17 protein-coding genes and 2 pseudogenes are annotated in these 23,940 nt (G+C 66.2%); 11 read left to right on the forward strand and 8 right to left on the reverse strand.

Annotated elements, in window-relative coordinates; all coding sequences use genetic code 11:
- Window positions 1-382: 382 nt before the first annotated feature.
- A complete protein-coding gene (locus ACZ4MU_RS20225; RefSeq protein WP_467878245.1) occupies window positions 383-709 on the forward strand; it encodes a hypothetical protein in 327 nt (108 codons plus the stop codon).
- A gap of 50 nt (window positions 710-759) precedes the next feature.
- On the forward strand, window positions 760-5,061 hold the full coding sequence (locus tag ACZ4MU_RS20230) for a hypothetical protein (RefSeq protein WP_467878248.1): 4,302 nt from the start codon (window positions 760-762) through the stop codon (window positions 5,059-5,061).
- Window positions 5,062-5,113: 52 nt separating this feature from the next.
- Here the strand turns inward: ACZ4MU_RS20230 and ACZ4MU_RS20235 are convergent, their stop codons facing one another.
- A complete protein-coding gene (locus ACZ4MU_RS20235) occupies window positions 5,114-5,683 on the reverse strand; it encodes a DUF6461 domain-containing protein (protein ID WP_467878250.1) in 570 nt (189 codons plus the stop codon).
- Window positions 5,684-6,044: 361 nt separating this feature from the next.
- Window positions 6,045-6,277 (reverse strand): annotated as a pseudogene (locus ACZ4MU_RS20240) (transposase); the annotation flags it as partial.
- A gap of 2 nt (window positions 6,278-6,279) precedes the next feature.
- On the opposite strand from ACZ4MU_RS20240, the gene ACZ4MU_RS20245 reads away from it, so the two are divergent.
- On the forward strand, window positions 6,280-7,254 hold the full coding sequence (locus ACZ4MU_RS20245) for a transposase (RefSeq protein WP_467878254.1): 975 nt from the start codon (window positions 6,280-6,282) through the stop codon (window positions 7,252-7,254).
- On the opposite strand, the gene ACZ4MU_RS20250 is transcribed toward ACZ4MU_RS20245, so the two are convergent.
- Window positions 7,249-8,346, reverse strand: coding sequence for an IS110 family RNA-guided transposase (locus ACZ4MU_RS20250; RefSeq protein ID WP_467878258.1), 1,098 nt, complete (start codon window positions 8,344-8,346; stop codon window positions 7,249-7,251). The genes ACZ4MU_RS20245 and ACZ4MU_RS20250 overlap by 6 nt on opposite strands.
- A 1,082-nt stretch (window positions 8,347-9,428) precedes the next feature.
- On the opposite strand from ACZ4MU_RS20250, the gene ACZ4MU_RS20255 reads away from it, so the two are divergent.
- From ACZ4MU_RS20255 to ACZ4MU_RS20265, 3 genes are read left to right on the forward strand one after another with little or no spacing between them, the layout of a single operon-like run.
- Window positions 9,429-9,572 carry a hypothetical protein gene (locus tag ACZ4MU_RS20255; protein WP_467878260.1) on the forward strand — a complete coding sequence of 48 codons (144 nt, stop codon included), beginning with the start codon at window positions 9,429-9,431 and terminating at the stop codon, window positions 9,570-9,572.
- Window positions 9,569-10,249, forward strand: coding sequence for a restriction endonuclease (locus ACZ4MU_RS20260; RefSeq protein ID WP_467878263.1), 681 nt, complete (start codon window positions 9,569-9,571; stop codon window positions 10,247-10,249). Before ACZ4MU_RS20255 ends, ACZ4MU_RS20260 begins: the two co-directional genes overlap by 4 nt.
- Before the next feature lie 46 nt (window positions 10,250-10,295).
- A complete protein-coding gene (locus ACZ4MU_RS20265; RefSeq protein ID WP_467878266.1) occupies window positions 10,296-11,003 on the forward strand; it encodes a restriction endonuclease in 708 nt (235 codons plus the stop codon).
- Between the two features lie 312 nt (window positions 11,004-11,315).
- Here the strand turns inward: ACZ4MU_RS20265 and ACZ4MU_RS20270 are convergent, their stop codons facing one another.
- The 3 genes and pseudogenes from ACZ4MU_RS20270 to ACZ4MU_RS20280 form a co-directional block, all read right to left on the reverse strand.
- Complete coding sequence (locus ACZ4MU_RS20270) at window positions 11,316-11,600, reverse strand: DUF6881 domain-containing protein (protein WP_467878268.1); 285 nt, start codon at window positions 11,598-11,600, stop codon at window positions 11,316-11,318.
- 441 nt (window positions 11,601-12,041) lie between these two features.
- Window positions 12,042-13,016, reverse strand: a complete 975-nt coding sequence (locus ACZ4MU_RS20275) for a hypothetical protein (protein WP_467878271.1) — start codon at window positions 13,014-13,016, stop codon at window positions 12,042-12,044.
- A 40-nt stretch (window positions 13,017-13,056) separates the two neighbouring features.
- Window positions 13,057-14,350, reverse strand: a pseudogene (locus ACZ4MU_RS20280) (IS256 family transposase).
- 168 nt (window positions 14,351-14,518) lie between these two features.
- On the opposite strand from ACZ4MU_RS20280, the gene ACZ4MU_RS20285 reads away from it, so the two are divergent.
- The gene (locus ACZ4MU_RS20285) at window positions 14,519-16,003 is read left to right on the forward strand and encodes a ricin-type beta-trefoil lectin domain protein (protein WP_467878273.1); all 1,485 of its coding nucleotides are present in this window, start codon (window positions 14,519-14,521) and stop codon (window positions 16,001-16,003) included.
- A gap of 175 nt (window positions 16,004-16,178) precedes the next feature.
- Here ACZ4MU_RS20285 and ACZ4MU_RS20290 read toward each other — a convergent pair whose 3' ends face one another.
- Together ACZ4MU_RS20290 and ACZ4MU_RS20295 are read right to left on the reverse strand one after the other, a co-directional pair.
- Window positions 16,179-16,352, reverse strand: a complete 174-nt coding sequence (locus ACZ4MU_RS20290) for a hypothetical protein (protein WP_467878276.1) — start codon at window positions 16,350-16,352, stop codon at window positions 16,179-16,181.
- Entirely contained in the window at window positions 16,346-16,849 is a 504-nt protein-coding gene (locus ACZ4MU_RS20295) for a restriction endonuclease (protein WP_467878278.1), read from the reverse strand. The genes ACZ4MU_RS20290 and ACZ4MU_RS20295 overlap by 7 nt, the downstream gene beginning before the upstream one ends.
- Window positions 16,850-17,112: 263 nt before the next feature.
- Here ACZ4MU_RS20295 and ACZ4MU_RS20300 point away from each other — a divergent pair, with 263 nt between their 5' ends.
- The 4 genes from ACZ4MU_RS20300 to ACZ4MU_RS20315 all read left to right on the forward strand — a co-directional run bounded on the left by ACZ4MU_RS20300 (window position 17,113) and on the right by ACZ4MU_RS20315 (window position 23,555).
- Window positions 17,113-17,469 (forward strand): hypothetical protein, encoded by a 357-nt coding sequence (locus ACZ4MU_RS20300; protein ID WP_467878281.1) that lies wholly within the window; start codon window positions 17,113-17,115, stop codon window positions 17,467-17,469.
- Between the two features lie 259 nt (window positions 17,470-17,728).
- On the forward strand, window positions 17,729-18,166 hold the full coding sequence (locus ACZ4MU_RS20305; RefSeq protein WP_467878283.1) for an effector-associated constant component EACC1: 438 nt from the start codon (window positions 17,729-17,731) through the stop codon (window positions 18,164-18,166).
- A 6-nt stretch (window positions 18,167-18,172) separates the two neighbouring features.
- Window positions 18,173-22,048 (forward strand): caspase, EACC1-associated type, encoded by a 3,876-nt coding sequence (locus ACZ4MU_RS20310; RefSeq protein WP_467878286.1) that lies wholly within the window; start codon window positions 18,173-18,175, stop codon window positions 22,046-22,048.
- 55 nt (window positions 22,049-22,103) lie between these two features.
- Complete coding sequence (locus ACZ4MU_RS20315; protein WP_467878289.1) at window positions 22,104-23,555, forward strand: hypothetical protein; 1,452 nt, start codon at window positions 22,104-22,106, stop codon at window positions 23,553-23,555.
- The last annotated feature ends 385 nt before the right edge of the window (window positions 23,556-23,940 follow it).

Here is a 23,940-nt window from a genome sequence, read left to right on the forward strand (position 1 = left end):
GGACCGGCCAGGGGATGGCCATTCGGGACGGCTTCGACGCCGTGCCTGCTAGGCGAGACCCTCACACGGATCCCGCCGACGCAGGAGTTCGGGTCAGCAGGCGGGCAGGCGGAGCTCACCGGCCCAGCTCTCGAACCTGACGCGGTCAGAGCCGAAAGTGATGTCCCGGGAGAGCCGGCCGCTGCCCGGCCTCCCCTTGTCGCGCACCGCCGGGACTGTCTCGCCGAGATGAGTGGCGAACGGCGCCACCTCGACACGGGCCCGATCCAGTCAGCCGGCCGTACGCCACTCAGCGGACTCGCTCGAAGACCGCAGGGTCAAGGAGGTCTTCGCCGACTGGTCATCCTGCATGAAGAGCAAGGGCTTCTCCTACACAGATCCGATGAAGGCGAACGACGACCCGAAGTTCTCCGCGAGGAACGCCACGGCGGCAGAGATTGAAACCGCCAAGGCTGACGTCGCCTGCAAGAACAAAGTCAATCTCATCAAGACCTGGAATTCCGTCGACGTGGAAATCCAGAAGCGTCTCATCAAAGAGCACAGCGAGGAACTTGTCCAGGTCAAGCAGGATAAGGATTCTGCACTCAGGTCGCAGGTTCGGTTAGCTCGCGGCACTGAAGCTGCGCCGGGTTGTCTTGGTCCTGTCCCTAAGGATGCAAGGCAACCCGTGCGCCTATGCCATAAAACGCTAATGAGGAGATGGTGTTGAAACGTAAAGGAAGAAGCCGAGCCTGCTTAGCGGTGTTAGCCGCGACAGCCGTGCTCACCAGCCTGACACAGATATCGGTCGCTGCCCCCGCCAATCCGGCAGCGTCTGAGCAGCCCGGGCCGGCAGCCGACCCGGCAGCGGTACCGCCGTCCCAGCGCGCGCAGCTGCTCGGCAAAGAGTGGAGCCAATCGGGGGATCGGGCGTGGACTACCAGCGGTGATGCCAATGGCTTTCACATCCTGACCGCCGATCAGAAAGACGGTTACGCCTGGAAGACGGCGGCCACGTTGTCCGAGCCTGGGTTCGACACGGATGCCTGGATTGGCAATACGTGTGTCACCGCTTCGGGCAAGCGGGCGGTGGTGGTGTACGCGCCCCGTACGTTCACCAACAAGCCGCAGCTGATGGCCCGCGGTGGCTTCACGGCGATTGTTGACCTGGACACGGGCCAGGTCACGAAGCTGGATTTGCTGGCGTCGCTGTCGTACTACAACCCGGGCTGCGGGATCGGCGAGAGCGCCGTGCTGACCCAGTCCGGCGGTGAGGACAAGCCCGGCACCCGGCTGATCCGGGTGGATGCCGCTACCGGCAAGTTGTCCGCGCCGATCGCAGCCACGGGACAGGTCACCTCCGCCATCCCAGCCGCCAGCGGCAAGATCGTTGGTGCGTCCGGTGCCGAGGTCATTCAGGTCGACGTCCGGGGCCGCCGCACTGCCCTGGCCCGCACCACGAGCGTGCCCTACCGTCTGGTCCCGGATGGTGAAGGCGGCGTCGTGTTCCTGGACAAGAAGGGCCCCACCAGCACCGTCAAACGGATCGCCGCAGCGTCCGTGACCCACCCTGATGCCCGTGGCACCCAGCCGTCTGCGCTCGCCGCGGGCCCGGCGGCCGAGACGGGCCTGGTGCACAGTGGCGGCATCGCCTACATCACGGGCAAGGCTCGCCTCGCCCCTGGGTCGGCGTTGCCGTCCACGGTGCGTCAGCTCACCGGCGCCCGTAAGGACGCCCAAGTCACCACCAGGGGCGATGGCTTCCTCAATCCGCCCGAGTGGGGAGATGGCAAGGGGACGCTCCTGCCTCCCGGCGAGGCCGACCGGGCCCGACCGGTGAAACTGGCCCTCACCATGGCCCCGACCGGCCGGCAGGCCGCGTTCACCGTCGACCCGGCCAGCCGCACCACCTCCCACGCGGCTCAGGGTCGGGAGGCATCCCCAGCCCTGACCAGCCACGCCCACCGCCCCTCCACCACCAGGGCGAAGGGCGTCGCGGCAGCTGGCTCGCCGACCGATCCGGTCGAGGCTGAACGCACGTGTTCGGTGCCGCGCAACGATCCGCGCAACCAGGCAATGCAGCCCAAGCCCCGCCAGGTGGAGTGGGCCGTAGACCAGGCGGTCACCGGCAACCTGAACACGCTGGTGAAGCGGCCGGCGAACTGGAAGAACCTCGGCATGCCCGAATACGCGCCGCAGAGCCTCTTCCTCAACCCCGTCGTGGACGGCGGGGACCGGGCGATCGCCCAGGTCATGCTCGGGGTGGCCACGCAGGAGTCGAACATGTGGCAGGCCGGACGCGAGGCCGTGCCCGGCGTCACCGCCAACCCTTTGATCGGTAACTACTACGGCATCAACCTCTACGACGGCGACTCCAGCAACGACTGGGACGTCAACTTCGCCAACGCCGACTGCGGCTACGGCATCACCCAGATCACCGACCACATGCGGATGGCCGGCCGTGAGGACGGCCACGGCGGCGCGGCCTGGGACTACCAGAAGCAGCGCGCCGCGGCCCTGGACTACACCGCCAACATCGCCGCCGGACTGCAGACCCTGATCTCCAAGTGGAACGAGACCCGCGCCGCCGGCCTCATCGCCAACCACGGCACCTCGGCGCGCCCGGAGAACTGGTACTTCGCGCTGTGGGCCTACAACTCCGGCTTCCACCCCAAGACCAGCGACGGCTCCCCCTGGGGCCTGGGCTGGGCCAACAACCCCGCCAACCCCGAATGGGACGCAGGCCGCCTGCCTTTCATGGAGAACGCTAACGGCGACGACGACGCCAGCGCCGCCGCCCGCCCGCAGAACTGGCCCTACCAGGAGAAGGTCCTCGGCTTCGCCGCCCACCCGCCGGCCTTCCTCGAATCCCCCGGCAAGATGGTGCCCGCCTTCCGCGCCGCCTCCTGGAACGGCACCAACGACGGCGTCACCACCAAGGGCAGCGCCAAATACAACCGGGCCCACGTCAAAGCTCCCGAGGACCTGTTCTGCGACACCTCGAACACCTGCAACCCGAGCCGGATCTCCGACAGCGCCAGCAACGACTCCGCCACCAGCGGCCCCTGTGGCCGTGCGGACTTCAAATGCTGGTGGAGCAAGCCCGCCACCTGGAAGACCGACTGCACCACCACGTGCGGGTACGAGTTCATGCGCTTCAACAACACCTACCCCGAGGAAGCCGACGGCACCGCCTACCCGCCCATCTGCGTTCCCGATGGGCTGCCTTCTGGGGCACTTATCGTCGATGATGCGCCTGCGGGCACTCCTGTCATACGCCCCAACTGTCTAAACGGGGGATGGGTGAACTCTGGTTCGTTCTCCTTCAACTTCGGTAACAATGGAACAGAAAGTACTTACCCGTCCAAGGTAGACCTACATCAGTTGGGGGCCGGATTCGGAGGCCATTTCTACTTTGGTCACACTCGGCAGGACGATGCCAAGGGGCAGCGCCTTAAGATTACGGGCACGTGGACACTCAATAAGTCAATTAACCGCAGCGCGATGGTATATGCACATCTTCCCGATCATGGAGCGCAAACGAAGTACGCGCAATATGAAATCGACACGGGAAGGTGGACAGCGCGACGGACGATTTCCCAGGCAGGGACAGCGAACCGTTGGGTCAGCCTCGGCGCCTTCCGGTTCAGCGGAGTGCCAAAAGTCAGGCTCACCACCATCACCCCAGACGGCACGGGGGATCAGGACATTGCCTTCGATGCCATCGCGATCGCACCAGGCGACTACCAAGTCAACAGCGCCGAGCTCTCACTCCCATCGGACAACCCCGGTGCTCCCGACGTTGACTACCGAAACCAACCTCGCCGCCCTGTCACTGAGGGTGTGAGCAGTACTATTAGCCGCTCGGCAGCGGAGTTCGACACATGCGTGCAAGCCGCTAGGGGGAAGGGGAGGAAGCTATGTCTCAAGACACAGTCGGCGGTCCATATGCCGACATCGGAGCAACTGCGCAAATCCACCCCGGTCAGGGGTGCCGCCAGTGAGGTACACATCGTGCCCTGGTGCAGCGACGACGGCGGAAACCATATAAGCCGCTTTGAAGGCTGCCTGCACAAGAACATTCTCGCTGTCCTGGTCGATTCGAATGCGAAAGAGATCGGACGGGCAGAGTTCTTCGTGCAGCAAGAGCTGCGGGTGTACAACGACGCCGACCTCTTTCGTGAAGTGGACACCGTCTTCCCTACGCGGATTGACAAGGAGGTAGGGTCCATCGCCCTGACGTGGACTTCATCCTGCGGAACGGCATGTAAGTCAGATCCGCCGATGATCAGTCCGACCATGGCCTGGGACACCAGCGGAGCTGGATGGCAGAGAACCCAGGCAGTCGTCGCTCATGAATGGACCGGCAGCACGCAGGACGCCCTGACACTCCAGTGGTACGTCAAAGCGACCTCGCCCGTAGCCCCTAACGAGCCTGAATCTCTATGGGACACAGGGCGCGCCTATGAGGTCCGCTGTGATTCACAAGTGGCACAGAAGCGTGGGTGCGTCTTCGGCAATGTGATTCCGACGTTCATAGTGAACACGGAGAAGTATCCGACGGCTAGTGCCCTCTACTGGATCGCGAAGACAGAACTCCAGAGCCACCCGGGCCTCCCCGGCAAGTCCCCCCTGCACCGCCTCAAAAACCCCGGTGACGGACCTGGAAATAGGAGGCGCATATGCCAGAACGTCAGCGCAAAATTCGACCCGCACCCCGACACTCCTAACACATCATGCGACGAATACCCATTCGCCGCCACAAAGGAAAGTGCAGGTGCGATCACCGGATTTACCGGCGATAGGTGCGCTCAGTTCTACGCATTCAAGGATGCTGTCAGTGGCCGGTGGATACTGCGTGACGATGACCGGGTCAACCCTCCCACCTGGAGCGAGCCCTGCGTCCGCGGGAACATCCCTGGCGAACAGAATGAAGGTGCCGGCGGGGATCTGGGGCGTTTCACGCAAGACGTACGCCTGCTCCCAGAGGAAGCGTACTGGGTTGACACGCCAGGCTTTGATCGCTGTGACAGTAACCTCTACTGCGTGATCCAACTGCAGCCCTCAGCGCGCGGGCGATAGAGGTGCCGCATCCGGTGAAGCCGCGCAGAAAGTCAGTGTGGCTTCCCCGGGCTCACTCAGCATAAAACCCCACGGCATCGAGGATCCCAGTTTCAACCTGCCGGCGGGGAAGTCCGACGGAGAACCGATTTTCGACCAGAGTCAACATCGCCTGAGTGCTGTCGGTATCTTCATTCTCCGGGAGGAGACCTACCTCCTCCAACACAGAATTCAGTGCATCCGGCTCTTTCCCAGATCGAATGTTCGGAGCATCGGCATCGACGGTGCAAACCACTGTTCCATCCCGCGCCCACGATAGGAATTGAGTTCCCCGGGCAGTAATCGCGAACGACACTACCTCGGTTCCACGCGAAACCCGCTGAAGCACCTCACTCTTCCTGCCATGGGCCCCCCAACTCTCCACAGCGAAAGCCCATCCGGGAATTGAGCCGAACCGGATCACCGGCCCCTGGTTTCCCTCCTGCTCGGCCTTCTCTGCTTGCCAGCGTGTCATCGGTAACGATTGTTCGGGATCCCCGCCCATCCTGGAAATCATTTCCCTCATACTCAGGTCCCGTGCGAAAGTTACGCAAAAGCCCAACTCGAAAACCTCGGGAAGCCACCTAACTCCATCGTGTGCCACGTGTCTCGCTCTCTCTCGAAATGGTTGGTACAACGCCGCGCCCGCTCTCCTGTATGCGCTTCATAGCGTCGCTTGGAAACAGGCGCATAGTATAGACCGTGATGATAGATTCGATGTCTCAAGCAACGAATGTCTTGAACATGCCCTTGGCCAAAATTCATCGGCATGGATTCTGTGTTGCTGCGAGCCGTCGTCGCCAACCTCGAAATTTCGTGACTGTCCGCCGACGGCGTCGGTGGACCGTTGTCGCGCCGTGGGCTGAGGCTGGGCAGGCCCCAGGCCCGAGTGTTGCCTCGGGGTGGCGCCGGGTTCCACTGCTCCGGGTATTGAGGTGCTGTCGAAGGGACGGGAAATCCGTCGGTCAGCCGGGGTCCGCCAGTTGGTTGAGCTGGTCGAGGGCGGCGGTGATGAGATTGGCCCAGGTCAGCGCCGGGCTAGGCGGAGGATCCATCGACGGCTGGCGGTGACGAGGTGGCCGGCCGCGGTGAACAGGCTGAGCCGCAGGCGGCGGGGCTCCCAGAGTCTGTCCTGTCCGGTCAGCGCGAGCATCGGCATCCAGGCCAGCAGGTCCAGCGCGATCTGCATGATCTCCAGCCTTGGAGACGCACCGTCCTATCGACATGTTCGCGGAGCGCGACGCGGACACCGTCGCCGCATGGTTACAGGCCGGTATCCGGATCATCTGCCGGGACCGTGCCGGCGCATATGCGGAGGGCTGCCGCCGCGGTGCGCCCGAGGCCACCGAGATTGCGGACCGGTGGCACCTGTGGAAGAACCTCGGCGAGGCCGTGGAGAAGACCGTCGTGGCACACCGCGACTGCCTGTACGAACCCCTTGATGAAACGCCCGGAGCACAGACCACGGGTCCTCCTGGGGAAGGCGGCGTGGCCATGACCGCGCCAGCGGAGCATTCACTCCCCGACGCAACGCCGGTACTGGCAGCCGTACGAGAGGGCCACCTCGTCCAGCGGACGCGCGAGCGGTACGCGGCGGTCCAGGAGCTCGTGGCCAAGGGTTACTCCCTCAACGCCATGAGCCGGGAGCTGGGGCTCTGCTTCCGCACGGTCCAACGTTTCGCACGTGCCGCGACCGGCGATGCGTTGATCAGGACGGTGAACCGCGGTAGCTCGCTCGACCGCTTCAAGCCCTACCTGCACCGCCGGTGGAACGAGGGCTGCACCAACGCCACCACGCTCCACAGCGAGCTCCAAAGCTTGGGGTGGCGTGGCAGTTCACGCACGGTGGCCCGCTACGTCCAGCAGCTCCGCACCCTGGCGGGTCCGCCACCCACCACCCCGGTCAAGCCCCGTCGCTTCGCGGCGTGGATCATGTCCGACCCCGGCCATCTGGCATCCGCCGCCACGGTGCAACTGAAGAACATCCTCGCCCGGTGCCCGGAACTCCAGGCCGCCCGCGGTCATGTGAGGGCCTTCGCCGAGATGATCCACAACCTGACGGTGCCCGGCTGCCGCAGTGGCTCCAACACGTCCGGGCCGATGATCTCCCGGCATTCCATGGCTTCGCGGGCAGTCTCGAACGCGACCAGACCGCAGTCACCGACGCCCCTATAACGCGGGGGCGCGGGAAACCGGTCTGACCAGGTTGAAGACCTCGCGGGCGGCATATCGCTTGGGGCATCGGATGATCTCACGGCGGGTCTTGCCCTCCTGGGTGCGGCGTTCGTAGTACGCCCGGGTGCGCGGGTCGCGGCGCAGGCGGGTGAACACGATGCGGTGCAGGGCAGCGTTCGCCTGACGGTCGCCGCCATAGTTGAGCCGACGCGTGCACCGTCGGGCAGAGGAGTACTCGATGGGGCTGACTCCGCAAAGGGCAGCAAAGGACGCCTCAGTGTTCAGTCGCTCGGGATTGTCCCCCATGGTGATCAGGAGAGTGGCGGCACTGTCCGGGCCGATGCCCACCGGTACGAGCAGTTGCGGCGCGTAGCGTTCGACGAGCCGGGTCAGGCGTTGGTTCAGCTCGTTGATCTGTCCGCTGAGCTGTTGGATGCGTTCGGCGAGCATGCGTAAAGGCATGTGGGTGGCCTGGGCCACCGCGTCCTCGTCTCCCCCACCATCGGGTGGGCTGAGGGTCGCGCAGGTGCGGAACAGCTCGGCATTGCCCAAGGTCGACAACCGTTCCCGCAGGGCGGGGTCGGCGATGACCAGGACGGCCTTGAGCTGGTTGATCGCCTGGGTGCGGGCCTTGACCGCGGAGTCCTTGGCGAGTTTGTAGATCCGGGCGCTGTGCACGGGTCCGTCGCCGGATTTGGCCTGGGCCCGGGCGCGACCACTGAGCACGGCTCGCGCTGCGGCCTGCGCATCGAGCGGGTCCGACTTACCGAGCAACCGGCGGGCCGACCGGTCGGGCCGGTTCACTTCGAACACCTGGATCTGCTGGGTCACCAGGTAGCGGGACAGGCCCGCGCCGAAGGTGCCGGTGCCCTCCACGCCGGCCCGGCGCACCGTCCCCCGCTTGCGGGCCCACACGAGCAGCTGCCGATAGCCGGCCGCCGTGGCCGGAAACGACTCGTTACCCAGGACCTTCCCCAGCGGGGAGGCCACGGCAGCGACATGCATCTCGCCGTGCGTGTCCACGCCCAGTACGACCTCTCTCCGCACGGGCGGGTCCGTGTTCGAGGAGGTGCTGCGCTGTCTGGTCGTCATGGTGGTTCGCCTCCCGGGTGGTGACGTGCTGGGCGGATCGCACCGGCCCGCATGGGCGGTCTGAACCGTGATGGCGTCTGAACTCGGCAAGGCTCCTATTGGGACACGCCCTGTGGCTCGGTGACAGCAAGCACCACCCATAACGGCAGTCGACATGCCCGTGACAAGACACTTCGGTCAAAAAAAGTCATGAGTCAGACCCCGTCCGGAACAGTGCCACGCAACCGTCCCACTGCCCTCGGCGCCACCGCATGCCTCGACCACTCCCGAGAGACTTCGTCCGAACCGGCACCGAACCTGCTCTGGACGGGACAACGATGAGTTGACTCTCCATCCGCCCGTGACCGGCATCGACGGACTGCCCAGTGGCCCGCCCCTACCAGCTGCCCCTCGCAGACTTCCTCCCACTCCTCCACCAGGTGATCGGTCCCGGCCGCTGGCGTGCGAGCACTGGTGGCTCGCCCCCGATGTGCGGCGGCATCGCACCGCAGGGCCCTGCCCCCCAGCGGCACATTCTCCCGACAGGCGAACAGCCCGGAGATAGCCACTCTCAGGGGCTGGCGCACCACGTTGGTGAAATCGACGGACAGGGCGACCACGACCGGGCTCTTGGGAAATGCCCCGACGAGTGCCTGGCACCTTGTCGGCTCAACACGGTGGAACCCGCCTCTGCGACGAGGATACGGGCGACTACAATCCGCCAACGTTCGCCCGCATCCTCTCCAGTGACAGGACTACTCACAGCACGTGAAGCATCCTGAACCACCGGAAGCCACCGCAACGGAGCGTCGGCCGAACCTGGTCCAAGCCGAAAGAGCTGCAGCACAACGGCTTGCTTCGTCCAGTCGGCCACTCGCTGACGCGCCGTACTGACGCACCTGGCGAGATCCCGCCGCGCGGTTGCGACAACTGCCCATGATCCGCCCGGAGTTGTCAGTGCCCCTTGGTACACACAGCTTCAGGGCCGCTGGGTGCGGCCCGTGATCACGGGAGGGGAACCCGCCATGTCGAAGCCGCCCGCCGGCTATCACCACGTTCGCGCCCACATCCGCCGTAACCCAGGACCGCGCGGTGCGCGCCGAATGTCCGGCTGGCTGACGGTCGGGCTCATCGCCCTCGCCGTCCTGTGGGCCAAGTTCTTCGGGCTCGGCAAAACTTCCGCCAACACCCCGACCGAGCAGCGCCCCATGCCGTCCGTCTCTCAGCCCGCGCCGTCCCGCGGATGAGCCGCCGACGCCGGCTGCGTATCCGCCGCCCGCGCGGACCCGCCGAACTCGCCGCCGTCGGCCTCACCTTCGCGGCGGGCACGGCCCTGCTGTTGCCTGGGCTACGCGTCCTCCTCGGCGCCCTCGTCACGCACTGGCAATGGCCATCGCTCATCCTCCTTGTCGTCTCTGGAGCCGGGGTGCTGCGCGCGGGCCTCACCCGGAGCAGACAACGCCGCGACCGTGTCCGCCGGGCGGGTCTGTCCTTCCGGGCGGACCAGCTCGACGCCATGGGCGACCGCGCTTTCGAGGAGGCGCTGCGCGACCTGATGATCCGTGACGGCTGGCGTGCACTGAGGGTCGGAGGAGGTGGCGACCAGGCCGCCGACGTGACGGCCGAGCATCCGCTTCTTGGACGTGCAGTGCTCCAGGCCAAGCACACCCGCACCGGCGCCAAGGTCGGCGCTCCCGTCCTGTACGCGGTCAACGGCACCGCCGGTCCCGTGCATGGCGCGCAGCATGCGGTGGTCGTGACCAACGGGGGCTTCACTCGCGATGCACGGGCCTGGGGCGCGCGCCACCACATCCACCTGGTCGACCGCGAACGGCTGCACCAGTGGGCCCAGGACGGTGCCGCCCTGCACGAACTGCTCGCGCTGCCCACCCGTCCGCGCCGCATGCTTCGCCGCGCCGCCTGATCCCACAGCCTCGTTCCAGCTCTTCAACGCGCCCTGGAGGGTGGTCATGTTCGACGAGGACGGCCGTCTTGATCCGTTCCTGAAAACACTGCTCTACGGCATCTTCGCCCTCGTAATCGGCAAGATGCTGTGGAAGTGGCTGACCGGCACCGCCGTGGCGTGGATACTCAACGGACCCTGGGCATGGCTCACCGGCCATCCCTGGTGGGCCGCCCTCATCTGCGCCGGCGCGCTGGTGATGCTCGTGGCCGCAGCCAGGGCCGTACTCGTCGTACTCGGCTTCGCAGGCGGCTGCGCGGTACCCCTGCCTGCCGCCCCACCCGCGCCGGAACCGGACACGGCCGACGGAGGCGTGACCTTCCACATGCGGGAGCTGGCGGCCATGAGCCCGACCGAGTTCGAGCAGGCGTGCGCCAAGCTCCTGGTCCGTGACGGATTCACCGACGTGCAGCGCGTTGGCGGAGCAGGAGACCTGGGCGCCGATGTCCGTGCGGTCGACAGCGACGGCGATCTCGTCATCCTCCAGTGCAAACGCTACCGCGCACGCGTCACCTCCGGGCACGTGCAGCAGTTCAACGGCACCGCGCGGCCCCACCACGGCGCCGACGTGGCCATCATGATCGGCCTGGCCGGGTTCACCGAGCCCGCTGCCACGTTCGCGCGCCAGCACCAAATCACCGTTCTCGGCCGCGCCGAGATCAAGAAGTGGGCGCATGGCACCCACCTGTATCAAGCCGTCCACGTCCTCACCTGACGTGCCTCCACCGGTCCGTCGGACACAGCCTAAAGAGAGTCCGGCCCATGCCACCTGAACCAAGACGGCAGACCGCAACCTGGGTGAAGTCACTGGGCTGCTAGATACCTCCAGAACCCTTGGGCCCGAGTGCGGGCCAACCAGCACAGCTGCACATCGCCGGTTCAGTCACGAGTCACGGACCGTCGCGAACACCATCGATACATTGGGACCACAGCGCCCTCATCTGGCCAAAGAGCGCTGCGCTGGGCCACATGGATCCTGTAATAGGCTTCCGCACTGTTGTTCTGGAGCCGATCCCCTGAGCTCTCCTCACGTCCTGCTGCGGGCACGGTCCCAAGCCGCCTCGAACTCTGCGCCAGTGATCGTCTCCGCGTGGAACTCCTCCTGAGAGTTGATCTCCTTCAGATCGGAGAACGGGACCTCTCCTAGACCAATCGTGTCCGTCTCCCGGCTGGCATCGGCCAAGTCGAGTCTCCCATCCCGGTAGACCTCGACTTTTCGGACCTCGTAGCGTTGGTCGTCGAGCTCGCTGAAGATGTCCACCGGTTCCTCCGTGAACTCGTGGCCCCAGCGCACCTTGACATACGACGTCATCGCTTGAGGTGAAGTTCTCCTAAGGTCGCCACAGTCGCTCGCAAGGTTTCGGCTAGTTCACGACGCTCGTCTTGGGCAGTTCCCAATTTTCGACCGGTCCCCTCATATCGAACACGGTACGCGTTCCATGCCTCATAAAGCGTTACCGTAATTCCCCTCAATACACCAGCACGTTCTAGGAGTTGATTCACATCGAGGGCACGCTTCCCCTCGCTCTGAATCCACAAATTGAACTTCGCGTGTCGCGAGAGAACGTCCCCGAGCACCTCAACCAGGTCATTCCCCATGAGCCCGCTTGAGAGCATAGAGATCGCCAGGTTATGCATCCAGTTAGAAGTGGGTTCGCTCAATTCTTCAGGTGGGTCCCACGCCGTTTGCTCCATATGCCAATTCCAGCCTTCCGATAGGTTAACCAGTTCACCCATCACTTGCGCTAGATCACTACCCGTGTTTCTCAATGAGCCAGTGGGTAGCCTCATCCGCGGTGATGGGGATATCCGTCACGCCGCCGCTTCGCAACACCTTCGCACAGTAGGTCGTGCAGCTGTTGGTGGCAAGTTCATAGGTGCTCAGATCAGCCCCGATCGTCACTTCCTGATACGCCAGCGCCAGGTTTGCCTTGGGGAGTGGAATCCTGACTGCGAGCGTGATATTGCTGTGGGCCGCAGTTCTGACTGCTCCCGTAGTCGTGTTGCCCACGATCACCTGTTCGGTGTGCAGCGACTCTGTCCCTGACTCGACCTTGATCGTCGCATGTTTCTGCACTTGATCCAGGTAAACCGTTGCTACCCCGCGCTCTTCGGAGCTAAGTGCATGCACAATGACTCGTGGTGCGAGGGTGGGCCTTGAAGCCGCTTTCTCCCCACTCTTAATTGCGGCCCTCAGAGCAACTGAAGCCACCTCTTCCGGCGCCGCTGCAGGAGCAGGAACGGGCAACGCGAATGTCTCACCAACCGCTTCACCGACTTTAAAGGGAAGCGAATTGTGATCCAGCTCCGGATTGTCCGTTCCAAACATCTGCTTCGCTATTTCAGAGGGTGCCGCCCTCTTGATCATGGGGCCCTCGAGGGGCGCATCGCGGTGGCAGTTGTGGTCATCGCTGCCGAAGTAGCAGCTGACGTCCTCGAATTTGCTCCAGACGTTTGAAACGCCTTGGCCTATGCCACCCGCGAGGTTTTTGAGGAAGCCGCCCGATGGGGCGGGGGTCCCCTCTCCCGGTGTACCTGTCCCGGTCCCGGGCGGCGGTGGCCCCGGGCTGGGCGTAGGGCTTGGTGTCGAGGAGGTTCCAGAGGTGGACGGACGCGGATCGGTATTGCAGGTGTGGATTGCGCCGCAATCGCCCCCTCCATCCCGCATTAGGCCAGTGGGGTCGCTGCCGTTGACTGGATCGTTTCCGGCGTAGGTGTAGCCGCCCATCGGGACTGTCAAACGAGTGGTGTAACTGGGGTAGTTGAGGCTACTGACGCGCTGCCGACAGGCGGCCGTCGAAGGTGATGTCGAAAGCGTTCAGCGCGGTCTTCCAGCGCATGGTCCAGCGGGCCTGGCCCTTGCCGGTGGGGTCGAGGGACATGATCGCCATGTAGACGCACTTCAGAGCGGCCTGCTCATTGGGGAAGTGGCCGCGGGCCTTGACCGCCCGGCGAATGCGCGCGTTCACCGACTCGATCGCGTTCGTCGTGCAGACGATGCGGCGGATCTCGGTGTCGAACCGCAGGAAGGGGGTGAACTCTTCCCAGGCGTTCTCCCACAGTTTCACGATCGCTGGATACTTCCGGCCCCCGGGCATCGGCGAACTCGGCGAGCCGCTCCAGGGCGGCCTCCTCGGTGGGGGCGGTGCAGACCGGCTTGAGGAGACGGGCGATCTTGTCCCAGTCCTGGCGGGCGGCATAGCGGAAGGAGTTTCTCAGCAGGTGCACCACGCAGGTCTGCACGATAGTCCGCGGCCAGACGGTCTCCACCGCCTCAGGCAGGCCCTTCAGCCCGTCGCAGACCAGCATGAGGACGTCGCTGACGCCGCGGTTCTTGACTTCGGTGAGGATGTGCAGCCAGTGCTTGGCGCCCTCGCCGCCGTCACCCGCCCACAGCCCCAGGATCTCGCGCCGCCCCTCGGTGGTGACGGCCAGGGCGACGTAGATGGGCCGGTTGGCCACTGCACCGTCACGGATCTTCACGTGGATGGCGTCGATGAAGACGACCGGACAGACGGCGTCGAGCGGGCGGCTCTGCCATTCCGCCATGCCCTCCAGCACCTTGTCGGTGATGGTGGAGATGGTCTGGCGGGAGACCTCGGCGCCATAGATTTCCGACAGGTGGGCCTGCACCTCGCCGGTGGTCAGACCCTTCGCGGCCAGTGAGATCACCATCTCGTCGACGCCGCTCAAGCGCTTCTGCCGCTTCTTGACGATCTTCGGCTCGAAGGAGCCGTCGCGGTCACGGGGCACGGTTATCTCCATCGGTCCGACGTCGGTCAGCACGGTCGTGGAGCGTTTGCCGTTGCGGGAGTTGCCGCCGTTCTTGCCGGCCGCATCATGCTTGTCATAACCGAGATGGTCGGTGATCTCGCCTTCCAGGGCGGACTCCAGCAGCCGCTTGGTCAGCTGCTGCAGCAGCCCGCCCTCGCCGGTCAGCTGCAGGCCCTCGGCCTGGGCACGGCCCACCAGCTCGTCGATCAACTGTTCATCCACGGCCTTCACCGACGCAGCCCTCCCGGGCTCGGCGGTCTCGGACTCAGACACGTTCTCACTGGTCATCGAAGCATCTTCCATGATCGGGAGTTACACCGAACGTCTTACAGTCCCGACTGGTCACATGCGACGCTCCTTGCCCCCGGGGCCGTCGGCGGCACCCCCACGCTGTGGGCCCGCGACGACGCCACCGGCGTCCTCTACTCGTACGACCTGCGGTTCGATGCCAACGGCATGCCCGCCGCCCTGGCCGCGCCGGCCAGTCACGCCCTCGTCTCCGGGGTGACGGCCTCCAGCGGCGGCAGCCTGTGCCTGGATGTCGACCACGGCTCCACCACCAACGGCACCAAGATCCAGGTCTGGGGCTGCAACAGCAGCTCGGCCCAGCAGTGGGCCCTCGGCACTGACAACACAGTGCGCAACTACGGCAAGTGCCTGGACGCCAAGGGCGGCGGCACCGCCAACTGGACTCCCGTCCAGCTCTACACCTGCAACGGCTCGGGTGCCCAGCAGTGGAAGCCCGGCCCGGGCGGCTCGCTCGTCAACCCGGCCTCCGGACGCTGCCTGGCCAACCCGGCGTCCAGTACGACGCCCGGCACGCAGACCATCCTCGCGGACTGCGCAACCATCGCCGACCAGGTCTGGTCCGGCACCGCCAGCAACCCGCTCCCAGCCCAGGCCACACTGCTTGCTCCGTACCTCGACAAGGCGACCTACCCCCTGGTCTCCTCCCCCGGCGACGTCAACAGCCAGAGCGGCAACCCGGATACCAACCCAGACCTCTACGTCACGACCAATCGCGACGAGATCACCGAATACTCCGGCAAGCCGCCCGCCAGCGGCGTCGCCCAGTTCAACGCGCCAGTCACCCTCGGCTACCTCCATAAGCGCACCGGCACTGACGGCGAGGGCGACCTCAACGGCGACGGCATCCCGGACCTGACCGCCATCGACAAGGACGGACAGCTGCGCGTCTACCCCGGCACCGGCGACGGCGGCCAAGCCAACGGCCCCCACCTCGGCGGAGGCTGGGCCGGAGCCGACATCAGCCACCGCGGAGACTGGACCGGCGATGGCTACGAAGACCTCATCGCCCACCTGTCCGGCGACGCATCCCACCTGTGGCTCTACCGCGGCACTGGCTTCGACGGCTTCACCGCCCGCTACGCGCTGAACCGCCCCGCCGGGTCACCCTCGTCCGACTGGTCCAAGACCAGCCAGGTGATCAGCGCCGGTGACCTGACCATGGACTCCCACCCAGACCTCCTCGCCATCGAGGACGACGCCCTCTACCTCTTCCCTGGCACCTTCGACGGCCAGCTCGGCGCACCCACGAAGATCGGCACTGCGGGCTGGAACGGCATGGAGCTCCTCGCCCCGGGTGACGTCAACGGCGACGGCCTGGGCGACCTGTGGACCCGCAGGAAGTCCACCGGTGACATCTACCAATACCTCAACGACCCCCTCAACCCCGGCACGCCCCTTGGGTCCGGCGGCAACGCCCAGGACATCGGCTCCGGCGTAACCACCGCCGGCTACCCGTCCGTCGCCGCCGCCGGAGACGGCAACCAAGACGGCCACCCCGACCTCTGGACCACCGTCACCTCCGACGACCACCTCCACTTCTTCGCCGGCACCGGCAGCAACAGCACCGGCTTCGCCCCCGGCACCGATGTCAGCGGAGCGGGCTGGACCACCACCATCAAGCAGATCGCCTAACCAACCCGGCGGCGCGCTATCCCCGTTTGCCCCTCCACCTCCGCGGAGGTGGAGGGGCAAGCGGGCCGCTCGCATCAACGGGCGACCTGGGTGGGAGTGGAGCCCTTGTGGTGCGCGCTGGTGTGCTGGCGCTACCGGTCGGGCAGCGTCGAACTCATGTCGCCTTCCGTAGCTGCTACCGCAGCCGGGGCGGCTTGCGTGACGGAGGCGGCGGGACGGCCGGAAGGATCTCCCACAGCGGGCGTGCCCCGCGGGCCCACCGCTCCAGCAGGCGCCGGTCGACCAGGTGCAGGCGCTGGCCTCGGGCGAAGTCCCGGGCGGGCTGGGAGATGCGGCCGTTGGTCACCATGACCACGACGTCGCCCCGGTCAACGGCCGCCCGGTGCCATTGAGGGTCTGCAGGTCCAGCGTGCCGAGCGCCGCTCCGTCCAGCCCCTTCTTGCGGTGCTTGCACTGGATCACCCACAAGCGGCCCAGCGGGTCATGGCCCTTCACGTCGGCGCCGAGATCGCCCCGGCCGCCACAGCGCACCGCGTCAAGGGAGCCGTCCCGGGCGAGCAGGTCGCGGATCGCGTACTCGAAGGCGGTGTGGTGCATGGCGTCCAGCTGGCCGAGGGAGTAGACCAGCCCCTGCCTGCGCAGCTGGACGGCCCGCAGCCGGTCAACCCGCTGGTAGATCCAACCCGCGACCGCGGCCAGTGCCAGTGCGCCGATCACGAGCAGGACCCACCAGTGAGCCCACGCCCACTGGGCCGCCTTGACGAGCAACAGCCCGACCAGGACCAGGACGCCAAAGGCGACGAGCAGAGCATCGTCCCCGCTGCTACGACGTCGGCGCCGGCTCACCCGGCCACTCCCGTGTACAGCACGTGTTGTACCCCCCTCGTGTTGTTCTCCCCGCTGTCCATGACAGCACCCGGCACTGACAGCCGCCGGTGCCCCACGATCACCGGCCGAAAATCGCTGGAGGAGAAACAACAGGGCTGCACCGTAAGAGAGTTGGGATCAATCGAATGTCAGTGGGTGCCGCTACCGTCGAATGCTGCGCCGAGGAACGCCCGGCCTCGGCCGAAGGTGCCGCATCCCCCCTTCACTCACGAGGACCTCACATGACCTACGTACGTCCCCACGTCCGCCAAGACGGCACCTACGTCAAAGGCCACTACCGCCGCACCCGCCCAACGGCCACCGCGGGCACGACGCCGCGCCGCACATCGGTACCGCCTCCCCGCCCAGTCCACACCGGGCCCACCACCTACGTCCACCCCTACTACCGGACCGACGGCACCCGCGTGCGCGGGCACCACCGCTCCATAAGCCCGCGCGCCGTCGCCGCCGGAAGCAGCGTCGGGTTCCTCGTGTTTCTCCTTATCCTGCTGGCCCTCGCCAGCGGACCGGGCGGCAACAGCCCCAAGCCGACGGGCACGACGCCGCATTCCCCCTCCGCCCCGGTCCAGCACCGCTAACCCGCAGCGAAATCAGCCGGGCACGGGGACACGGCGCCATTCTCGCGGTCGGCCTTGGCTGCCGCACCGAACGGCACGGGGCCTCCGCTCGGCACTATGCGGCCCATACGTGATCACCGGTGGAGCCATGGCCAGCACCGAAGAGAGCGAAGTACGTTTTGCGTCAACTACCGGTCGTTTTCGGAAAAGCACATTTTTCTGCACAGTTGCTCCGGTAATTTCCCAAGGCAGCTAAGTCGACGGCGGCGCAGGGGGACGCGTGAGCAACGAGGGCGACAGCGAGGGACGGCCGCAGCTGTTGGTCACTGTGATCGACGACGATCCGTTGAGGGCACGGAGCGACGCCCGTGAACTGCTGGCCGAAGTGTCTGAGGCCGATCCGGCGGCCTCTCTTCGTCTGCCTTCTGCCCGCCCCTCCATGGGCACCGACAAAGGCGGCGATGTCGTAGGCGTCGTGGGCCTGGTGCTGAGCGCCGGCTCGTTCGCGGCAGCCTGTGTTCAGGTGTGGCTGGCCAAAGTCCCTCAGCGCGCGATCATCGCGACGCGCCCCGATGGGGCCACGCTGCAGATCACAGGCCGCGAGGCCCGTGAGGACGAAGAACGCCTCGAACGGTTCTTGGCCGGCGGCCCTTTGCCGACGGATGGGGATGCGGCAAGCAGCACACCCAGCCCGAGCGGCACCTCCGCGGCGGGCTGACCGAGGGTGCGCAACAACGACCGATACGCCATGCTGATCGGCGTCTCGAACTACGACAGCGACGACTACCACGACCTTCCGGCGGTGCGCGCAGATCTGCACTATATGCAGGCAGTTCTGCAGAGCACAGAGATCGGGCAGTACAACGACTGCGATGTGGTGGCAGAGCCGACGCGTGCCGAGATGCTGCACGCGATCGAGTCGTTTCTGGAGCAGCGCCAGCAGAGCGAGACCGCGCTGCTGTACTTCAGCGGGCACGGGGAGTTCTGCGAAGCCGACAACCAGCTGTACTTCCTCACTCGCGACAGCGACCTTACCGATCTGCCCCGCACCGCGGTGTCGGCGGAGTTCCTCGAGCGGACCCTGCAATCCTGCCGGGCCGCCTCCAAGATCGTGCTGCTCGACTGCTGCGCGAGCGGCTCGGTCGTCCAGGGCTGGCGAGCCAAGGGCCGGGACGATGTGCTGTCCGACGAGGAGGAGCACAGCACCCTGCTACGGCCCACCGGCGTCTACTTCATCACCGCCTCCGACGCCTTGCAGCCCGCCTCCGCCATGGCTCCCGCTGGTTCGACGCTCGGCACATCGCGGTTCACCGGCGAAATCGTCGAGGGGCTGCGCAACGGGCGCATCAAGGACAGCGGATGGATATCGCCGGACGACCTCTTCGAGTATCTGACCGCGCAGATGGTGCGCAAAGGTCTACCGAAGGAGCAACGCCCGACCAAGTCCACCATCCGCGCCACCCACACGCTGGCCTTCGCCAGGTCCGTTGCGCGCCCGGTCCCTCTCCCTCCGCCGCTCGATGAGCCGGTTCCGCCGTCAGCCGCACAGCTCAAAGCTCGCGAACGGGCCGCCGCCGACGCCGAGAATGCCAATGACTGGCAACGGCTGCTGCGTTACTACGCGCAGTGCCTGAGCGCGCAGGCGGCAGCGAGCATGCTGCCCGATCGCCGCAACGGGCGGAACTCGCAGTACTTCCTCGTGGCCGAAGGGCCCGAGACCATTCAGTCCGGTCTGGGCTCGGCGCTGCCTGCTCCGGCACGACTGCCCGGCGCACACACCTCGGGCGGTGGCACCGCGACGGGCGGGCCGGGACGGGATACAGAGCAGCACGAGTACTGGTACGGATATCCGGCCGTCACTCTCCCCTCCCGTGGCGAAGGTGGCCGGCGCACGGACGTAGTCATCGCGCCACTGCTCGTTCAGCAGATGGAACTGACCCCGGACGAGAGCGGGCGGCCGGTACTCCACCCGAGCGGGGTGCCCTGTCTGCACACCAAAGTGGTGACGGAGCTTCTCTCTGAGGACGAGGCCGCCCAGCTGCTCGCCCGCTGGCAGCCGACATGGCAGCACGGCAATGACGCGCAGATGCTCAAGGCTGTGAGGGAGTTGCTCGGCGCGTTGGGATTGCCGGAACTCGAACCGCTCGATCCCTCCGCTCTACGGGCGGACTCCGTGAACGAGGCCCTGCGCCCGGGGGCGCACAACGCCGCGGTGATCCTCGCTCCATCAAGCGTGGAGCGGTTCGCCACCGACGGTCTGGTGGAGAATCTCCTGGCCATCTCCACGCGCACGGACGAGATTCCCGGCACGGCCCTGGATGCCCTACTCAATGACGCGGCCCCTGTTCCACAACGCGATCCGGTCCTCGTGCTCTCCGCCGGACCGGCCAATGAGAGCCAGGAAGAGGTGGTCGTCTCAGCGATGACGCAGCCCCTGACCGTGGCCACCGGTCCACCCGGCACGGGAAAGAGCGAGGTCGTCACCTCCGTGGTGGCCACGTGCGTCGCGGCCGGCGAGTCGGTACTCGTGGCGTCCACCAACAACGAGGCGGTCGATGTCGTCGCCCAGCGGTGTGATGACATCGCTCCCGGACTTCTGATGCGTACCGGCAACGTCGGCGCCTTGGTGAAGGAAGCCGAGAAGCTGGAGCGGCTGCTGTCGGACGCACATCCTCAGCCCGGCCGCAGCTCGGCGACAGTGGCGGGTGAGCTGCGCAACCTCCGCGCTCGGGCCGCCGTTCTGCGCGACCGGGCCGGCCGGCAGGTCGAAGGCGAGGTGCACCTCACTGGGGTTCTGCAGCGGCGTGCGGAACTCGCCGAGACGATCGGACTTGCGCCGTCGCTCCTGTCACAGGTGTGGACGACCGGCGACCATTCCGCGCTCGCCAGCTGGGAAGCACGGGCTCGCCGGGCCGCGGCGGCGACAGGCTGGTGGGGACGCTGGCGGCGCAAGCGCGCGATGAAGGCGTTCGTTTCGGCGGCCAGTCCGGAGGTGGGGTCGCACCTGCCGACGTGGGCCCGCGAGCTGCCCGTCGCACCGGACGTCCTCGACAAGCTGGCAGACGTGACGGACCTGGAGCGGCAGACGCGAGAGCTCACACCTGCCCAGCTCACTCACGGCGAGGAGGCCGTACGTGAGGGTCGCGCGGACTGTGCCGCGACACGCGCCGAACTGTCGACGGAGCTGTGCGCGGCATTGTCGGCGGAGGCGCTCAGCCGCGGGCGCTCTCTGCTGGACCAGCGTCTTCAAACTCTGCGGCAGCACAAAGGAACCCAGCGCAGCCAGCTGAACCTTCTGCGCCACCTGAAAGGGTGGGCGATCACCACGCACGCCGTTCGCCAGCTGAGGCCGGACGCGAAGCTCTTCGACCTGGTCGTCATCGATGAGGCTAGCCAGTGCTCCATCGCGGCGGTGCTGCCGCTGCTCTTTCGGGCCCGGAGGGCTTTGATCATTGGTGATCCGATGCAGCTGAGTCACATCCCCGGCATCTCACCGGAGCAGGAACGTCAGGCTCGCGCCAGGGCGGGGCTGAGTGCGGCCTGGCTGGAGGATCGACGGCTCGCGTACCACATCTACTCCTCGTACCACGCCGCCGCACAGAACGGCGAGGCCGCCCTGCTCCTTGACGAGCACTACCGCTGCCATCCGGAGATAGCCGACGTCGTCAACGGCCACTGCTACTCCGGCGCCCTGGAAATCATGACGGACGTGCGCGGACAGGTGCCCGCCGTCGACCTGGTGGGCACTGGGGAAACCGCTCCCGTACTGGCCTGGGCAGACGTGCCCTCCAGCGAGTCGGCGCAGGGACCTGGCGGTAAGTCGTGGCACAACCCGTCCGAGGCCGCCGCCGTGGCCGGCATTGTCAGGGAGCTGCTGCACCACCTGCCAGGAACCGCAACCGTGGGCGTGGTCACCCCCTTCCGCGCGCAGAAGGACGCCCTGGAGCGCACGATCGGCAGCGACCGGGTGCGGGTGGGCACGGTTCATGCCTTTCAGGGCGGCCAGCGCGACGTCATGGTCCTCAGCCCTGTGGCGACCGCCAACACACCTGCGAGGACGTCCCACTGGGTGGCGAGCCAGGTCAACCTCTGGAACGTCGCGATCACCCGCGCGAAGTCCCAGTTGATCACTGTGGGCAGCCATGGCTACTGGCAGCAGCAGACCGGTCTCCCGCACCTGCTGTCGTCCCGCTCGGTCGTGTGGAGCCGAGCACGAACTGTCGACGCCCACCAGGCTGCGGTACACGGGCCCAGCCCTCAGCAGGACCCAGGCCGCAGGGACCTTATCGACACTGTGCAGCAGTTCCTCGCCTCGCGAGGTGTCGTGGAGCTGGAACGCGACGCCATGGTTGGTGGACAGCGGGTCGACTTGCTGTTCACCGCGTCCGAGGGCAACACCGCCGTACTGGTGGACACCGGGCCACTGCCTGGCCGTGATCCGGCACGGCACCTGCGCTTGATGCACCAGCGAGCCGACCTTTTCATCGGGCTGCCATCCGGCGGCAAAGGCGCGAAGGCCGGCAGTGTCGAACGAGTTCTCCGTGTCCCCGCGTGGCGCATCCTCGCGAGCCCGAACGTACTGGCGCCGCTGTTCGACTGAGTGTCCGGCCAGCCATGCACGGCTGGCTGGGCATCCGACCTGAGGAGGGGCAGTCGTGACAAGCACCATGAGTACCGAAGAGGTCCTGCGGAACCTCCAGCGGCAGGTGACCGTACCAGTCCATTCCACGCGGGAGCTGGTAGGAAAGGTCGAGGAAGCCGCCGACGACAAGGAACGTGAGCGCCACGAGACGTTCCAGAAGCGACAGGAGGAGGGCAAGACCAAACCGGGAGACACCTACGAACCGCTGCGCCGCAAGCCAGGACTGCGTCCCCTCCCCAGCCACGAACTCGGCCTGACGGTACGGCTGACGTTATGGGACATCCTGCACCACCTCGGCCGCGGCCTCGCCCTCTCTCAGCGCGGCGCATCGCGTGGACTGGCCGAGCACTGGGGCAGCCTCAAGTACTGCCAAGCGCTCGTAGCAGACGCCGAAACCTATCTCAGGCTGTCCGAAGAGGGCGAACGGATCGCCATGTACTACAAGGCGCTGCAATCCGAGGAGCTGGGACAAGCCTTCGCCCTGGCGGTAAGCGAGCAGATCCTCACCCGCCGCTATCCCAACCACAGCGTCTCCATCGTCCGCGCCGACACCGCGCTCCGCGCCGGCTGGACGTTGACCAGCCGGGACAAAGCGAAGACCAAGACCGTCGGCTACCACTACCGCCCGCAGTTCTTTGCCGAAGTCTGGAAACCAGGCGAATCCTCACGCGTTTTCCCGATCGCCTGCAAGGGGAACCACAGCGACCGGCAAAAGGCATACGAGCAACTCGCCTCCGCAGCAGTTCACGCGGACGGGGTGCACATCGGAGCCTGGAACGACACTCCGGCCCTTGTGTTCAGCACGCAGATCCCCCTGAACGACCCCCTCACCGTTCACGCCCTGCACGCCGACGGTCCCGGCGGCTGGCTCCACATCCCGGACGGCACGCCCGCCGCGAACTTCAGTCTTCCGCTGAAGGACAAGAACCCCAATGTCGGCATCCTGAAACCAGGCGACGGCAACGACCCCGACACCGTCGAGCCCGGATGCCAAGTAGGTCCCGATCCTGAGTACTACGAGTGGTTCCAGAGTGCCCTGGCCAGAGTCGGGGCCGCTGGACTCACGTCCTTCGCCGGTGACGGAGAGTCCACCGCCGCTCTGCTCAACACACGACAAGGCAGCGACTTCTTCCAAGGTTTCGCGAACGCCGCCTCCGGCAGCGTCCAAGACGCGCGCTACACCCTGCTGGGCGAGACATACGAGGGCACGGACCACGTCTTCCGACTCAACGGCGAAAGAGTCCAGGCGTTCTCCGGCGTCGCGAAAGACATACTCAACGTCCTAGTCACCAGGAGCGAGGACAAGCGGCAGGCCGACGTCACCGCCTACCGACAACGCGTCCACAACTGGAAGAGCAAGCGCCACGGAACGTTCTGGGATCACAAGTGGGGCGGCGTGGTCTCGATCAGCCAAGACGGCACAGTACTGGCGATGCGGCAGATCCCACCGTTCGACGACGAGTGATCATCACGCCTGCCCTGACCGGCCACGGCCAGCGAAGCGCGGGCGCGATCAGCAGGCCCGGCCTCGGGACGCGATGGGGCCGCGGGACGGCACTCGCGGAGTTGGTGGCCAACCATGAAGCCGGTGGAATCGGTCCGCAGGCCGCGATTGCGCTGCGCGCCATACGGCGACAGAGAGGGTGTTGGGAGTATTTCGCACCAGGGAGTGCTTTCGTGCGGCGGGTCGGCTGCTCGCGCAGGCGCTCCTGCACTCCTTACGGGAAAGGCTAAGGCGTCGGCCGGCCTCGACAGGCCAGGTGACCGGCGGCCACGGGTCAGCAGGGTTGGACGGATCCTCACGCCGGAACTGGAGGGCACACGGCACGAGTTGAGGCCACCAAATCGCC

The organism is Streptomyces sp. NPDC026377, assembly GCF_055567715.1.